General features: G+C 51.8%; 14 protein-coding genes, 14 tRNA genes and 1 pseudogene. 4 read left to right on the forward strand and 25 right to left on the reverse strand.

Translation table 11 applies throughout. The features are described 5' to 3' along the window. Positions 1-113: 113 nt before the first annotated feature. Positions 114-917: a YwmB family TATA-box binding protein gene (locus tag AC50Y3_RS19340; RefSeq protein WP_494820358.1), complete on the reverse strand. Its 804-nt coding sequence runs from the start codon at positions 915-917 to the stop codon at positions 114-116. Positions 918-1,011: 94 nt separating this feature from the next. Between AC50Y3_RS19340 and AC50Y3_RS19345 the strand changes: the two genes are divergently transcribed. Then, positions 1,012-1,422, forward strand: a complete 411-nt coding sequence (locus AC50Y3_RS19345; protein WP_494820359.1) for a hypothetical protein — start codon at positions 1,012-1,014, stop codon at positions 1,420-1,422. A gap of 148 nt (positions 1,423-1,570) precedes the next feature. After that, a complete protein-coding gene (locus tag AC50Y3_RS19350; RefSeq protein WP_494820360.1) occupies positions 1,571-2,893 on the forward strand; it encodes a hypothetical protein in 1,323 nt (440 codons plus the stop codon). Positions 2,894-3,015: 122 nt separating this feature from the next. On the opposite strand, the gene AC50Y3_RS19355 is transcribed toward AC50Y3_RS19350, so the two are convergent. Both AC50Y3_RS19355 and AC50Y3_RS19360 read right to left on the reverse strand, forming a co-directional pair. Further along, positions 3,016-3,921: a molybdopterin molybdotransferase MoeA gene (locus tag AC50Y3_RS19355; RefSeq protein WP_494820386.1), complete on the reverse strand. Its 906-nt coding sequence runs from the start codon at positions 3,919-3,921 to the stop codon at positions 3,016-3,018. A 27-nt stretch (positions 3,922-3,948) separates the two neighbouring features. Continuing rightward, positions 3,949-4,506, reverse strand: a pseudogene (locus AC50Y3_RS19360) (MoeA family protein); the annotation flags it as partial. Between the two features lie 116 nt (positions 4,507-4,622). On the opposite strand from AC50Y3_RS19360, the gene mobB reads away from it, so the two are divergent. Continuing rightward, on the forward strand, positions 4,623-5,138 hold the full coding sequence (gene mobB / locus AC50Y3_RS19365; protein WP_494820361.1) for a molybdopterin-guanine dinucleotide biosynthesis protein B: 516 nt from the start codon (positions 4,623-4,625) through the stop codon (positions 5,136-5,138). A 157-nt stretch (positions 5,139-5,295) separates the two neighbouring features. On the opposite strand, the gene AC50Y3_RS19370 is transcribed toward mobB, so the two are convergent. Beyond that, positions 5,296-5,616 (reverse strand): L-rhamnose mutarotase, encoded by a 321-nt coding sequence (locus AC50Y3_RS19370; protein ID WP_494820362.1) that lies wholly within the window; start codon positions 5,614-5,616, stop codon positions 5,296-5,298. 15 nt (positions 5,617-5,631) lie between these two features. Then, on the reverse strand, positions 5,632-7,146 hold the full coding sequence (locus AC50Y3_RS19375) for an L-arabinose isomerase family protein (protein ID WP_494820363.1): 1,515 nt from the start codon (positions 7,144-7,146) through the stop codon (positions 5,632-5,634). Positions 7,147-7,308: 162 nt separating this feature from the next. Here AC50Y3_RS19375 and AC50Y3_RS19380 point away from each other — a divergent pair, with 162 nt between their 5' ends. After that, positions 7,309-8,181, forward strand: a complete 873-nt coding sequence (locus AC50Y3_RS19380; RefSeq protein ID WP_494820364.1) for a helix-turn-helix domain-containing protein — start codon at positions 7,309-7,311, stop codon at positions 8,179-8,181. Positions 8,182-8,250: 69 nt separating this feature from the next. Here the strand turns inward: AC50Y3_RS19380 and AC50Y3_RS19385 are convergent, their stop codons facing one another. From AC50Y3_RS19385 to AC50Y3_RS19480, 20 genes are all read right to left on the reverse strand, one after another. Then, entirely contained in the window at positions 8,251-8,928 is a 678-nt protein-coding gene (locus tag AC50Y3_RS19385) for a response regulator (protein ID WP_494820365.1), read from the reverse strand. After that, positions 8,885-10,027: a sensor histidine kinase gene (locus tag AC50Y3_RS19390; RefSeq protein ID WP_494820366.1), complete on the reverse strand. Its 1,143-nt coding sequence runs from the start codon at positions 10,025-10,027 to the stop codon at positions 8,885-8,887. The genes AC50Y3_RS19385 and AC50Y3_RS19390 overlap by 44 nt, the downstream gene beginning before the upstream one ends. Before the next feature lie 123 nt (positions 10,028-10,150). Next, positions 10,151-10,840, reverse strand: coding sequence for a PspA/IM30 family protein (locus tag AC50Y3_RS19395; protein ID WP_494820367.1), 690 nt, complete (start codon positions 10,838-10,840; stop codon positions 10,151-10,153). Between the two features lies 1 nt (position 10,841). Further along, the gene (locus tag AC50Y3_RS19400) at positions 10,842-11,312 is read right to left on the reverse strand and encodes a PspC domain-containing protein (protein ID WP_494820368.1); all 471 of its coding nucleotides are present in this window, start codon (positions 11,310-11,312) and stop codon (positions 10,842-10,844) included. Continuing rightward, positions 11,312-12,004, reverse strand: coding sequence for a PspA/IM30 family protein (locus AC50Y3_RS19405; protein WP_494820369.1), 693 nt, complete (start codon positions 12,002-12,004; stop codon positions 11,312-11,314). The genes AC50Y3_RS19400 and AC50Y3_RS19405 overlap by 1 nt, the downstream gene beginning before the upstream one ends. A 53-nt stretch (positions 12,005-12,057) precedes the next feature. After that, entirely contained in the window at positions 12,058-12,351 is a 294-nt protein-coding gene (locus AC50Y3_RS19410; protein ID WP_494820370.1) for a LiaF transmembrane domain-containing protein, read from the reverse strand. A gap of 335 nt (positions 12,352-12,686) precedes the next feature. Next, positions 12,687-12,768: transfer RNA gene (locus AC50Y3_RS19415), tRNA-Leu, on the reverse strand. A gap of 7 nt (positions 12,769-12,775) precedes the next feature. After that, positions 12,776-12,852 (reverse strand) — tRNA-Arg (locus tag AC50Y3_RS19420). Positions 12,853-12,873: 21 nt separating this feature from the next. Continuing rightward, a tRNA-Cys gene (locus tag AC50Y3_RS19425) sits at positions 12,874-12,947 on the reverse strand. An 8-nt stretch (positions 12,948-12,955) separates the two neighbouring features. After that, positions 12,956-13,030 (reverse strand) — tRNA-Gly (locus AC50Y3_RS19430). Between the two features lie 6 nt (positions 13,031-13,036). Beyond that, positions 13,037-13,111: transfer RNA gene (locus tag AC50Y3_RS19435), tRNA-Gln, on the reverse strand. Between the two features lie 27 nt (positions 13,112-13,138). Continuing rightward, a tRNA-His gene (locus tag AC50Y3_RS19440) sits at positions 13,139-13,214 on the reverse strand. A gap of 16 nt (positions 13,215-13,230) precedes the next feature. After that, positions 13,231-13,304: transfer RNA gene (locus AC50Y3_RS19445), tRNA-Trp, on the reverse strand. An 11-nt stretch (positions 13,305-13,315) separates the two neighbouring features. Then, positions 13,316-13,399 (reverse strand) — tRNA-Tyr (locus AC50Y3_RS19450). A 4-nt stretch (positions 13,400-13,403) separates the two neighbouring features. Then, positions 13,404-13,479 (reverse strand) — tRNA-Thr (locus AC50Y3_RS19455). Positions 13,480-13,500: 21 nt separating this feature from the next. Next, positions 13,501-13,576, reverse strand: a tRNA-Phe gene (locus AC50Y3_RS19460). 15 nt (positions 13,577-13,591) lie between these two features. After that, a tRNA-Asp gene (locus AC50Y3_RS19465) sits at positions 13,592-13,668 on the reverse strand. Positions 13,669-13,706: 38 nt separating this feature from the next. Next, a tRNA-Met gene (locus tag AC50Y3_RS19470) sits at positions 13,707-13,783 on the reverse strand. 30 nt (positions 13,784-13,813) lie between these two features. Next, a tRNA-Val gene (locus AC50Y3_RS19475) sits at positions 13,814-13,889 on the reverse strand. A gap of 78 nt (positions 13,890-13,967) precedes the next feature. Then, positions 13,968-14,042: transfer RNA gene (locus tag AC50Y3_RS19480), tRNA-Glu, on the reverse strand. Positions 14,043-14,075 lie beyond the last annotated feature (33 nt).

Raw genomic sequence — 14,075 nt, forward strand, 5'->3', positions numbered from 1 at the left:
CTCTTATGTATTTTCATACAACGATTGGTAAGATCATGTTATGTAGTTTAGCATATTGAGGCAATAGATGCTATTCATGCAAACATAAAAAAAACGAATCGGTTTCCAAACTTCTAGTTATTCGGCAGCGAATAATCCCCTGTAATTAAAGGTACTCCGATGATTAATTCCCCGCTCTCCCCTGCCGACGCAGACGATTCAGCCAACTGCAGATTCACTTTCGCGGAGCCGCTTTGTACACTGCTTTGCAGCCCTCCGCTGAAATACGTGATGCTCTCCGTGTGCCCGTCGTTATAGGATTCAATCTCCTTGGCCGCAGCTGAGACCGCAATTCGCGCAGCACCGCCTTCACGGACCGGTACACCGCGCAAGGTAAAACCACCCTGGATATCAAGTCCCTCCGTTGCCCGCTCCACTTTGCCGATCATCTCTGAAATCGTAGTACGGCTCGTGCCCGCTGCCGCATCCAACAGCAGGACAAGCTCAAACGGCTTATCGTCGGTCTGTTCGTCTGTGCTCGGTCTTGTATGAATCCATAGCTTCATATGTCCCGCTTCATTAGATGCCATTACATCGACAGTCTCCTTTCCGTCCAGGTCTGTCGTCAAATGGAACCCAAGCGAAGCGGCTAAACGCTCCGCTTCCTTTCGATCGGAAGCACTATCCCAGCGGAACGTCCAATTCGCCTGCTCCACACCGCCTTTATATACACTGCCGCTCCATGTCCACACTGCCTCAAAATCATGCCGGAGCCGCTCACCTGCAGTGATTGGAGCCTCTTTGTTGTTGGCATAGTAGGCGCTCCACAGCCCAGCAGCCAGCAGTACCAGCAGAGCAGTCAGGACGCCCCATTTCGGGGTGCGCTTCGGACGGCGCAAGCTTGGGACAATATTGTCCTCGGAACGGGAAACGGCCATATCATTTCACTCCTTGTTAGGTAAATAACCATACGCTTTCGCCTGTAGGTGAATAGACTGTATCCAAGAACCCAGGGGGAGGTATCAACTAAAAGTGGATCAAATTTACCCGCTCCATGAGGATCATATTAAAAACTTTTGCGGCATGGCCGTTTGTGCCGTTACACATGATGGTCAGCGACATTACGGTATTCTGAGTCGGTGTCATGGCGGCAAGCTGATGTTCAATGAACAGGCAGGCGCTCTGAAGCATGCCAGCTCGCAAGCACAAACGCCTCAACAGAGCAAAGTGACGAATTCGAAGGTGAAAAGCAAGAAAGGAAGCAAAAAAGCGGTGACGGAAGCTAAACCGAAAGATGCAGCACAAACGCAGGCTTATTATCCGTACGATCCGTACTATGGTGATCCGTATTATGGATATGGCTACGGCTATGGTTACTCACCATTCGGAGATGTGTTTGCCCTTGACTTGGCTTCCTTGGCTTTTCTGTTTTTACTCATATAACCGCGGCGATTCGAAGCCCGAGGCCTGGTGTGTTTTATGCTGCGAGGTACGGGCTTTTTGTCTGCCGAAAAACAAAGATCTATCATCGACAAATTGGAAAATTTTATTTAATATGATGGTAGTAGACCTATGAACGGAGGGCATTGATATGGTTATGCCGTATGCTATACCCGCTGTATTCGGAACCGTACGAAGGACGCAAGAGCCCATTATTCCGGTAGAAAGGTACGCGCTTTACCCGAATTTCAATTCTTGGCCTTTCTCTCGTCAACCACAGAAGGCTCCCACCGGCTCCGGGAAACTGCTTAGTTCGATTGGCAGCTTTGGTTTGCCGAGACAAGCCCAAGATACATTGAAGGCTGCCGCGGTAAGCTCTGCTGCATGGCTGGCGCAAGGAAACAAGGTTAAAGCTGCTGTCACGGACATGATGATGAAGGATAAGAGTGCTTTTGGCAATCGGATTGTGAATGTTTCGGATAATATGAATAGCAGTAAAGTGACGGGACATGCAGCTTTCGGCGCCGAACGCTCCCAGTATGACATTCAGGTTGATTCTGTGGCACGCGCCCAGAAGAATATAAGCTTTGACTTGACCAAGAATGCCCCCTCCATTATGGGTACGGGTACACATACTTTCACTGTTAAAGCCGGGAACGAAACAAGAGCTTTTTCGACTTCCATTAAATACGGAGAAACGAATGAAGTCGCGCTCGGTAAGCTCCGCGATACCATAAACAATGCCAAGATGGGTGTGACCGCTTCCGTTCAAGAGGATCGGACAACCGGTACCGTGAAGCTCGAGCTCTCCTCGAATCCGATCGGCAAGATGTTTTCTTTCGAGATAAGGGATCAGATTGGGGATCTTATTTCAGCCAGCGGGATTGGACGTATTTCTGTGCATGCTTCGGATGCGAGGTATCGGGTAAATGGTGAGCCTTTCATTGATTCGTCGTCGAATGACATATCCCTGCAACAAGGTAAAGTATCGGTGTCGATCACTAAGCTGGATACACCTGCAGATTTCACCGTAATGGTGGAGCATGATGTGGATGCAGTTGCACAACAGCTTAGCGGAATTGTCGATGAGGTCAATTCGCTCCAAGCCATCTATGACGATGCATCCGGCTACTTGAACCCGATGCTGCGGAACCGGATCCAGGACGCCGTTCAGAGTTCCGGTGCTGATGTTATTGGGTTATCCCGTGCTTCGGATGGCAGCTTTCAACTGGATACGGAGAAGTTCGAGACAGCAATACAAACGCGGCCTGATGAGGTGAAGCGACTCCTAACGGGCAGAAGCAGCTTGACCTCGCGACTAAAGGAAGCACTGGATCGATTTACAGGGCTGCCGACCGAAGCTTTGATTAGTTCGAAAGCCGGCGGTTTTCAATCTTTTACACTGTACGGTGCTACTTCTAAGTCGTACTTGCAGCTGCCGCTTGGCGGCTTGTATGTGAATTCGTTTATGTGAAATTATCGTTTATGCGAAAATATGAAAACCCGCCAGTTGTGCTGCCGTCGTTGATGTCGGCTTCATGATGGCGGGTTTTATAGTGATGAATGGTTATAGAGGAACTAATTTAGTGAAGCAGATTATAAAAGGATAATATCGACGGTCGTGTCGGCCGCCGTTCCTTCTGGACTTGCCTTCAAGCGGATGAGCCCTTCGGCTTCCGGGATGGAAGCCATCATGCTGGATTTGCCGAAAGCCAACGGGTCGGCGTAGAGCATTCCTTCGCGGGAGAAAAGCCGAGTGCGCACGAATCTCTCGTGCGGACTTCCTTTGTCAAAAGGAGAAGCAAGCTTAGCCGTCACCTGCTTCGGCAGCGACTCGTTCACGCCCGCTCCTTGCAGGCGCTGAATCGCCGGCTTGGCGAACAACTCGAAGCCAACGAAACACGCTCCGGGATTGCCCGACATCGCAAGCAGCAGCTTGCCCTCGATGACAGCCGCCGAAGTCGGACTGCCCGGCCGCATCGCCACTTTGTTGAACAGCAGCCGGCTTCCTTGTGGAAGCTTGGCTTCGAAGGGATGCGGCGGTTTCAGCGAGGCAGCGCTCTCAGTCACGGATGGTGGAGCCGATGAATCGCCCGGGGCTGAGGCAGACTGCTGCAGGGGCGCTTCTCCGGCAGGCACGGACGCTGGCGGTTGGCCAGTGGCTGACGCCACTTCCGCAAGATCCGGCGCCGACACTGGCGATTCGCCGCTTGGCTCTAAGCCGCGCAACAGGCTCGCGATGACATCATAATCCCCAACTGACACTCCGCCGGTTGTGATGATGAGGTCACATTGCGCCAGCGCTTCGGAAATTGCGCGAGCCGTAGCTTCCGGCTCGTCAGTCACGCGGTCCAGCACCAGAGCTTCGCCGCCGCATTGTTCCACCAATGCGGCGACCATGGCGCTGTTGCTGTCGCGGATGCAGCCCGGCGCGAGCATTGCTTCAACCGGCAGCAGCTCTGCGCCGGTTGCCAGCACTGCAACGCGCGGGCGCGCATACACCGGCACGTCGGCGTAGCCAAACGTGCCGAGCAAAGCGACGTGGCCCGGTCGCAGCCGCGTGCCGGGCTCCGCAATCACGCTGCCGCAGCGAAATTCCTCGCCGCGGGGCGCGATGTTCTGCCCGGGCTCGGCGGTGCGTTTCACCTGCACCGCCGGCAGCCCGTCAACCCAGGCGTCCGCCGTCTGCTCCAGCATGACGACGGCATCCGCCCCCAGGGGCACCGGTCCGCCCGTCATAATGCGGACGGCCGTCCCCGGTGCAACAGCCGCCGAGGCGAGCTCGCCCGCGGCAACTGAACTGACAACGCGCAGCGTCGCCGGTGTACTCGGCGACGCCTGCGCCGTATCCGCGCTGCGGACGGCGAAGCCATCCAGTCCGGATCGCGCAAAAGGCGGCCAGTCCGTCGTCGCCGTAATCGCCTCCGCCAGCCGCCGACCTGCGGCTTGCCGCAGCGGTACCATCTCCCGCCGCCCCGGCACAGCCGCTTCAAGGACAAGCCGCATTGCTTCCTCAACTCTGACTGCGCGTCTACGAAAACGCGTCTCTCCCTGCGGCTGCTTCACGTATACTTCTCCTCCACTCACTCTATCTCATGTCCCACCATTGTATCAGAATGTGGCAAACCCGCGATACGCTTATGCTATACTCGAATCAACATATAAACGACTCTATATCCATTCCCAAACAAGGAGCAACTTTCATGACCTCTCATTCCAATACACTTCGCCGCGCTGCCCCATTCGTCCTTCAAATCGTCGGCTACAAAAACAGCGGCAAAACCACGATGCTCACTACGCTCACTACGCGCTTGAAACAAGCAGGCTATACAGTGGGTACCGCTAAGCACGATGCCCATGATTTCACGATGGATACACCGGGAACGGACACATGGCGGCATCAAGAAGCAGGTGCCGACATCACCGCAATCAGCTCTTCTTCCCGCAGTGCCATCATCAGTTCTCGCCCTGAGCCGCTTGCCTCCCTTATTGCCCATATGCAGCATGTCGATATCGTGCTCGTCGAAGGTTTTAAGCAAGAGCATTATCCCAAGCTAATCCTTCTTCGTTCAACAGAGGACGTATCCTTGCTTACGCTTACGAATCCCGTCATGACGGCAGCTTGGCCTCAGGCCGGTACACTCCCATCAAACCATATCCCACACTACGATATTAACGATATCCCCGCCATTTATAATCATCTCCTCACTCTCCTTTAACAAAAAAACGGCTCCGAAAGTCAACCAGACTTTCGGAGCCGCCGCTATTTGCTTTTGCTTTTGCTTTGCTCTCTCTCTTGCTCATGCTCTTGCCCTTGCCCTTGCCCTTGCCCTTGCCCTTGCCCTTGCTCTTCCCCCTGCCCCACAGCCTTCCCCTCTACCCAACCTCCCCCGAATAATGAAAAACCTCCGTAATCTCCCGCACAACTGCGCCGTCCTCATTCTTAATCAACAAATCCGCCATAAACTGCTGCCAGCGGATGTTCGCCGGATGCGTACTAAGCGCCTGCATGGCCTGTTCGAAATCTTCTACCTCCATATAAGCGAACAGCTTGCCGCCATCGATAAAAATACTATACGTTCGAATGCCGACCTCCCCAAATGCTTGAAGCAGCTCCGGATCGACATTGCGATGCCGTTCGATATACACCTCACGATTACGCTCATCAATTTGCAAAATAAAAGAAACCCGCTGCACCGCCACTCACTCCCCTTAATTGTTTTTGCACAATGTCACATGACGTAGCTGCAGCAGCTCCGCTACTTTCTTGAACTGAGCCGCCCTGCTCCCTACCGCAATGGCGCAATGATGTGTTGGCGCTTCGGTAAACCATTTCTCCATATAGTCATCGGGATGAACATCGAATTTCACATGCGTCTGGGTATTGCCAATTTGCATGATCTCCCCGTTTGTCGCCTGCCCTTCACTCACAATCATGGCAAGCTTCCCGTCCCCGGTCTGCGTCATATTCAGCGTCGTAATAGAGCCCCGCTTCACCTTCGCTTCGACGGACACGCCAGTCCCTTTCTTCCCATGATACAGTCCCATCCCGCGCAGGATCGGCTTCTCGCTTGCGATCGCAATATGAAACGGCCCGTCATGTCCCAGCAAAATCGTTTCATCCACATAATCCACCACGACAATTTCAGAGAAGCTGCCACCGGCTCCGAGAATATCGCATATTTTCATCCCAACGGCCGTCTTCATATCTCCTTCGCCAGAGCATGGGATACCCCGCGCCGTTAACAGCGAATGTCCAACGATAAAACCAGCCTGCAGCTTCTCGTACTCATTGCCGTCCTGGCCATGATAATAGTACGTAAGGGCATCCAGGTCAAAGGCCCTCACCAGCTTCTCTTGTGCGACTGCCACCTGCGCCGACCATTCGAGCTGTTCCTGTGTTGGTTTCTTGGCGATTGGATCCGAAGGGGAATCCCCGCTAATCTCGAACATTTCATATACTTCTTCAAGCTTTGCTTCAATCTCCTCCGGCGTCACTTCCTTCAGAAAGCGATCGAGATCGCACATCTCGAGCACCTCCACATGCAAGCCAAGCTGTGCCTGAAGCATCGCAAAATCACTGTACATGTCGAGCATGCCGCTATAGGTGTTCCCAAGAAAACCAAACCGCGCATGGCGTAGTGTCCGAACAACCCCCGCCGCTTTAATCCATTCCTCAATCTCGCGCAGCGCCTTTATGGCCTCTGGACGTTCGTGCGTCACCTCATCCGTCAATGAAATAGCAGGCGTATAGTCGAGCCCAAGCAAACCATTAATGACACGGAATCGAATACCGGCCCGGTTGAACGCATTGGATATTTCCGGAACCGGACAAGCTACGCAGTGCGCCAGCCATTCGCCTGTCGTCGATTGCGCATAATTGATTCGCGCAGTCGGCTGCAAATTCAGGACGATAACAGGCTTGCTGCAAATCTGATGTATCGGCAGCACCGTGGAGCTCGTAGAGTATGTAGCCACATGGCAGAAAACAAGATCTACGTTTTTCTCATTAAACCATTCACCCGCCTGCCGCCCCCTGCCCTCCGAATCGACAAGTCCGAAATTGAAGATCTCCCCATGATGAGACATCTTCTTCTCCAAATGACTCCCATACGCCATAAGCCGTTCTCGCAGTCCGGGAAACTGCGGCCAGTAAGCTTCCAGACCGATCGAATATAAGCCGATGCGAGGTTTTTTTGCCGGTTTGATAGGCGTGAGCAAGGTCATCGTCGTTTCCTCCAATGAATAAATAATAGATTTATACATTCATTGTATTAGGTGAATTCATAATTAACATCGCGCTATATTGCTTCAAAATACCAGAATATTGCTATCTTCTCTAAAGCGTCAGATAATGAGGGTAATAGCCTGATTAGGAGGAGATTGCACATGCCGCAGTATACGGAGAATGCCTCACATAGCTGGACGCCTAATTCCGTCCGTCTTATTACTTCGCCCAGTGTTGCAGCCCGATCAGCGTTGATGTATGTGCAGGAAGCCGGCTATTTCTGGACACATCCGCCTTATTTTACAGAACGTCAGCATCTGCCTTCCTATCTGCTTGTCTACACCGTCTCCGGAGAAGGGCGGCTCGATTATGGCGGGCAAACCTACAGCCTGCAAAGCAAATCGCTGTTCTTCATCGACTGCATGGCACATCAGCATTATCGGACAGCCGAGAAGGGCCACTGGGAGTTCGCTTGGGTTCATTTCTATGGCGGAGCCAGCAAGCATTACTACGAGCTGTATGCGCAGCAAGGCGACCCGCGTCTGCAGCTGCAGCAGCAGTCCCCTCTACTCAGACAAATCCAAGCGCTAATCGATATTCACGAAAATAAAACCGTCCATACCGAGCTCCTCGCCTCCAAGCTTCTGACCGAGTTAGTAACCGAGCTCATTCTCTCCGCCCATGTCAGAGATGCCGATTCCGACAAAATGCCGACCTATATAACCGATGCAGTACGCGAGATGGAACGTCGTTATTCAGAACGATTACGGATGGATGATTTGGCCAAGGCGCTTGCCGTGAGCAAATATCATTTCACCCGCGAATTCAAGAAGCATATCGGGATGTCGCCCAATGACTACCTCATCTATCTCCGCATAGTGAAAGCCAAGGAACTGCTCAAATACACCACTCAATCCATCGCAGCCATCGCAGATGAAATCGGCATCGATAATGTCAGCCATTTTATCAATCTCTTCAAGGCTCGCGAAGGACTTACCCCACTCGCCTTCCGCAAGAAATGGAGAACCTTATAACTTCCCATGCTCCCATCAAAAAAAGGCCGCTCTCCCAGAAGTCCGGGAAACGGCCTTTATCCATAAGTACTACTCCGCCAAACCGTGTTTGTGCGCATAAATAGCCGCCTGCGTCCGATCATCCACGCTAAGCTTCGCAAAAATATTCGTAACGTGGAACTTCACCGTTTTAATTCCAATGAACAGCTCTTCGGCGATCTCTTGGTTGGATAACCCTTTCGCGACGCATTTCAGCACATCCATCTCCCGGTCTGTCAACTGTTCATGAAGCGGACGTACGGCATCCACCTTGGGCTGACGGAATCGGTTCATCATCTTCGCGGCAACCTGTGATTCCAGTACGGACTGCCCTCTTGCCGCAGCACGAATCGCATCGGCAATTTCCGTCGCACGCGATGTTTTGAGCAAATAGCTGAACGCGCCTGCTTCGATAACCGGATACATTTTGCCATCATCTAAGTAACTGGTGAGCACGATTACTTTGCAGTCTGGATAGAGCTCCAAGAGCTTGCGAGTCGTTTCGACACCGTCCATGCCTTCCATAACCAAATCCATCAAGACGACATCTGGCCGGTACGCTTGCGCAAGGCGGATCCCTTCCATCCCATTGCTTGCTTCCCCTACGACCTCAATGCCATCCTCTGTATTAAGCACAGCGGCAAGTCCGATTCGCACCATCTCGTGATCATCCACGAGTAATACTTTAATAGGTTGTTCGATGCTGTCCATTCGTTCGATCGCTTCCATTCGGTGATATTCCTCCTCCATCATGCCCAGCCGCAGGCACCCATATGTCTATTAAAACGCCATTTCCCGGTGAAGTGATTAGTTTTAGTGAACCCCCGAGCACATTGACGCGCTCCTCCATCGTTAATAATCCGTAAGAGGTCTGCTTCTTCTCCTCCAGGTTAAAGCCGGTTCCATCATCCTGCAGCGTCAGCCTAACGTAAGCACCGGCGTGCTGCAAATAGATATTGAGATGCTCTGCCTTGGAGTGGCGGAGAGTATTGGAGAGCGCCTCCTGTGCGATACGGAACAAATGGTCCTCCGCTTCCGTATCCAGTTTAATCGTTGGATCTGCCTCAAGCGTAATCGCCATCGGCACCTTCTGCTTCAGCTCATCAATTAAGCTGTGCAGCGCTTGGCCCAGGTTTTTTCCATCCAGATGAATCGGCCGCAAATGAAGCAGCAAGGCGCGCATCTCGGATTGCGCAACAGATGCCATCTCCTCGATTAACTGCACCTGGCGTTTGGCTCGTTCCCAGTCCTTCTCCATCGTCCGGCTGACAGCCGTCGCTGTCATGGATATTGCGAACAACTGTTGACTAACCGCATCATGAAGCTCGCGTGCAAGCCGTTGCCGCTCCTCAATGACCGCGGAGAAACGCACCTGCTCCGTCCATGCTTCATCCTCTTCTGAGAAGGAGTCGGGCGCCTGCGCCTCCCCTTCTTGGTCAGGCAGTGTCACCCGCTGGCGTTTACGGCGCTGCTGCTCCGTGAGCCGCTTCATCGCCTCACGGAGTTTCACGCTTTGCAAATAACTATACGCGGCAGCCAGCACCAGAGAGAGGGCAATTACCGTCAGTCCGATCAGCGCTGCTTTACTTTGCAGTGCAAACAGCTTCACATAACCGGTTCCTTGCAGAACCAGCACAATTAAGCCGAGAATAACGAGTATCCATAATACAGTCTCAGCTGCATTTCTTCGTTTCTCCGTTTGCATGGCTGAAGGCGGCCCTTCATTCCGATACGCCGGAAACATATCTTGTGCTGCCGGTGCGGTCATCGTCCTCGAAGATCGTTCCTTCTCAGCCTCCGCTTTCGGCGAAGATGCTTCTTCCTTCACTGCGGTACCCCCTCATCTATGTATAACCGCAGACAAGCCAGTGGTCGATGCCTGAATAGCGCATCGACCCTGTATGGCTTGTTTGTAGCTTTTTATGATTATTGGATATGCTATCGTTTAGCCCTACTCGCCGGCAGGCGGGTTAAGCTTGTTCTTGAGCGCTTGCAGCTGCTCTTCAATTTGAAGCTGCTTTGCAGGGTCTACAGAGCCTGCTGCCGCCGCAGGTGCATTGTAAGCGCCGTAAGGAACGCGCATTACATCTGCTTCAGCTTCCAATTGCATGATCTTCTCTTCCATACGGCTAAAGCCGCGCGATGCGTGGCCGCTCTCGATGGAATGTACAGCCGATACTTGCGCCATTTGTTTCTTTGCCTTTGCCATTTGGGCACGGGCAGCCAGCTCATTGCGTTTGTTGCGAAGCTGGTAGTATTCGTCTTTCATGCTGTGTAGCTGTGTCATGAGATCATCGGCTTGCGTTTTAGCGCTGGCATGCATCTCTGTGTATTCCACTGTTTTCTGATCGAAGAAGATTTTCTCCTCAAGCAGCTTGCGTGCCAATTCCTCTTGACCTGCACGAAGTGCCGTTTCTGCTTTCGCTTCACGGTCTGCACCGCTGCGAATCGCTTCATCCAGACGCTGCTTCATGCGGCGCTCACTTGCCATTTGTTTCGCTACAGTGAGCTCAGCCGTATGGATCTCAGCCTCCATATCGCGTAAGTACTGATTGAGCATTACAACCGGATCTTCCATTTTATCAAGCAGCTCATGTAACGATGCCTTCGTCATATCTTTCATTCTTTTGAAAATACTCATGTTAAAACTCTCCCTTCTCATGTTTCGCTAATTTAGCACGAAGCTCTTCAATTTCTTTACGCAATGCACGTTTCTCCAAATCTTCCATCATGGCATCTATATTAGAAGCCGACTGTGCCGGCGGCGACTGCCAATTCGCTCCGCCTGAAGCTGGTGGCTGAGGCGGGTTGTTGTACGAGCTTTTATAACCGAAGCCATGATCCTGACCCGTGTAATTGCTGCCATGCGGCCCGTTATTCCAATTCCCGCCGCCATTATAACCGCCCGGTCCATATCCGCCGTAGTGGTATGGATCTTTAGGAACAACTAATCCGGCTAAAATATAAACAAGTATTAATGCACCGCTTGTAAAGACAGTCACCACGATCAGAAGAATCCGCAGCAGCGTCGCATCAACATTCAGCATTTCGGCTAGACCGCCGCATAAGCCAAAGAGCTTCTTGTCGCGGCGCGAACGATACAGTTTCTTCATTACGGCTTCCATCCTTCCTGTTGTAATTTGCGTTTCAATTGCTCCATCTCACGTTCGATAACGTTCTGAAGCGTATGTCCCGCCTCGGTAATAAATTCTTGCCCTGCTTTACGCAGATCACGCAAGCTGCGTGCTTCCAGCTCCATATCCGAAATCCGGTCTTCCAGCTTGCGGAACATCCCGCTCGGCTGTTGTCCAGCCGAACCGTACGTGCTGCCGCCCGTATAACGCTCATTCATACGCTGCTGTAAGCGAAGCGACTCCATTCGTGCGGCAAAATACTCCCGTTTCTCATATACGGTTTGATATTCACTGCGAAGCTCGCGTAGCTGTTCTTCCAATTCTCTCGTGCCTTGCAGCGATTGATCATAGAGCTCGCGGTACTGCATCGCGCGTTCCTCACTGGACGCTTTCTCCATCAGGGCGATGCGGGCAACTTGCTCCTCGCCGGCTTTCAACGCAATAATGGCTTGCTGTTCCCGCTTTTCTTTGAGCTGCTCTGCTTGCAGCCACTGCATTTTCAAATGATTGTTATGACCGGCGCATTGCTGATAAAGCTTCTCTGCACCGATAATCTCTTCTCTTGTCGACCAGAGAAACTGATCGATCAGCTTTACGGGATCTTCCGCTTTCTCCAGACGCTCATTCAGCGTCGCAACCGTCATATCCCGCACTCTCCGCATGATACTCATCGTACTTGCCTCCTTCGTCCACTGCTATAAAATAATGTTCTTTAGTTCAACCGTTAGATCCTGTTTCTACGATTCTTGAATAAGGAGACGCCCCATACGATAAGTCCGACTGCGAGCAGCAGAGCGAACAATCCTGCTAATTTGCCAATCAGCATAATAGCTCCGACTACGATCAGAATGCCACCGATGATTTTGCTGTTATTGCGAATACCTACCACGCCAAGACCGATTAAGATGAATGGCATGATCATTCCGATAATCCATCCTAAATGGATTCCTACAAACTTCATGACCATCAATGCACCAATCACGACTAGAATTGCACCTAATGCAGATTTTCCGTTCATTGTTATGTCACCGCCTCTCCATGTTTAAATGCTGTTACTTCTCAGTACGCTTTGCTTTGTTCGTTTGTTTCGTTTCTTGCTTATGTTCTTATTCTAGGTTATCTTCGGCGATTCCAAAACGGACCCGCGACGGTTTTTGTTACTGGACCTCAGGCGGGGAACATGCCGACCTTAAGGCTGAAAGACAATAATGGACCGTCCTGAGGTATTCAGTGCAGACCTTTTCTTTGACTGCTAGCCATTGTTTCAAAATCAAATGGCATATGTTATTGATAAACACTAAAACAACAAAAAACCTGCAAGATCATAGATCCTACAGGTTGTCTTATTTAATATGGTGCCGGCGAGAGGACTCGAACCTCCACGGTTTCCCTCACGATTTTGAGTCGCGCGCGTCTGCCATTCCGCCACGCCGGCAAATTGATGGCGTGCCCTAAGAGATTCGAACTCCTGACCTTTTGATTCGTAGTCAAACGCTCTATCCAGCTGAGCTAAGGGCACATATTAAACTGTAAAGAATTGTGGAGGCGCCACCCAGACTCGAACTGGGGGTAAAGCTTTTGCAGAGCTCTGCCTTACCACTTGGCTATGGCGCCATAAAAGATGGAGCGGAAGACGGGAATCGAACCCGCGACCCTCGCCTTGGCAAGGCGATGCTCTACCGCTGAGCCACTTCCGCATAAAATGGCTGGGGATCTAGGATTCGAACCTAGGGATGACGGAGTCAAAGTCCGTTGCCTTACCGCTTGGCTAATCCCCAACGCATAAGTGTACTTTGTAGTTGTTATGGGGCGACCGATGGGAATTGAACCCACGAATGCCGGATCCACAAACCGGTGCGTTAACCACTTCGCCACGATCGCCATACAACTAATTAATTGGCAGGGGCAGCAGGAATTGAACCCACACCAACGGTTTTGGAGACCGTTGTTCTACCCTTAAACTATGCCCCTAAGTAAAGAAATGGTGGAGGATGATGGATTCGAACCACCGAACCGTGAGGAAGAGATTTACAGTCTCCCGCGTTTGGCCACTTCGCTAATCCTCCATAATGGTGCCGGCGATAGGAGTCGAACCCACGACCTACTGATTACAAGTCAGTTGCTCTACCAACTGAGCTACACCGGCATATGAACTTACAATTTAAAATGGTGGCTCGGGACGGAATCGAACCGCCGACACGAGGATTTTCAGTCCTCTGCTCTACCGACTGAGCTACCGAGCCGAACTTTTGAAGAAATGGCGGAGCCGACGGGATTCGAACCCGCGGTCTCCTGCGTGACAGGCAGGCATGTTGGGCCACTACACCACGGCTCCGCGTTATTAAATGCTCGGTATGTACTACCGAATTGTTTTGGTTGCGGGGGCAGGATTTGAACCTGCGGCCTTCGGGTTATGAGCCCGACGAGCTACCGAGCTGCTCCACCCCGCGTCATTAAAAGGTACTTCTTATGAAGTTAAATGGTGGAGGCTGACGGGATCGAACCGCCGACCCTCTGCTTGTAAGGCAGATGCTCTCCCAGCTGAGCTAAGCCTCCGTGTTGAGCGACAAGTAATATCATAACTCAATTACTTGTGTCATTGCAAGTCTTTTTTTGAAGAATTTTTAGAGAAAATGGTGACCCGTAGGGGACTCGAACCCCTGTTACCTCCGTGAAAGGGAGGTGTCTTAACCACTTGACCAACGGGCCATATCTGGCGGAGAGCGAGAGATTCGAACTCTC

The sequence above is a fragment of the Paenibacillus sp. J22R98 genome (assembly GCF_059383835.1).

What these genes read in the sequence shown, in the direction of transcription:
- AC50Y3_RS19340 (WP_494820358.1), bottom strand. Translation starts at nt 917, where the DNA reads ATGGCCGTTTCCCGTTCCGAGGACAATATTGTCCCAAGCTTGCGCCGT.
- AC50Y3_RS19410 (WP_494820370.1), bottom strand. Translation starts at nt 12,351, where the DNA reads ATGAACGGAAAATCTGCATTAGGTGCAATTCTAGTCGTGATTGGTGCA.
- AC50Y3_RS19385 (WP_494820365.1), bottom strand. Translation starts at nt 8,928, where the DNA reads ATGGAAGCGATCGAACGAATGGACAGCATCGAACAACCTATTAAAGTA.
- AC50Y3_RS19405 (WP_494820369.1), bottom strand. Translation starts at nt 12,004, where the DNA reads ATGAGTATCATGCGGAGAGTGCGGGATATGACGGTTGCGACGCTGAAT.
- mobB (WP_494820361.1), top strand. Translation starts at nt 4,623, where the DNA reads ATGACCTCTCATTCCAATACACTTCGCCGCGCTGCCCCATTCGTCCTT.
- AC50Y3_RS19375 (WP_494820363.1), bottom strand. Translation starts at nt 7,146, where the DNA reads ATGACCTTGCTCACGCCTATCAAACCGGCAAAAAAACCTCGCATCGGC.
- AC50Y3_RS19400 (WP_494820368.1), bottom strand. Translation starts at nt 11,312, where the DNA reads ATGAAGAAACTGTATCGTTCGCGCCGCGACAAGAAGCTCTTTGGCTTA.
- AC50Y3_RS19350 (WP_494820360.1), top strand. Translation starts at nt 1,571, where the DNA reads ATGGTTATGCCGTATGCTATACCCGCTGTATTCGGAACCGTACGAAGG.
- AC50Y3_RS19395 (WP_494820367.1), bottom strand. Translation starts at nt 10,840, where the DNA reads ATGAGTATTTTCAAAAGAATGAAAGATATGACGAAGGCATCGTTACAT.
- AC50Y3_RS19380 (WP_494820364.1), top strand. Translation starts at nt 7,309, where the DNA reads ATGCCGCAGTATACGGAGAATGCCTCACATAGCTGGACGCCTAATTCC.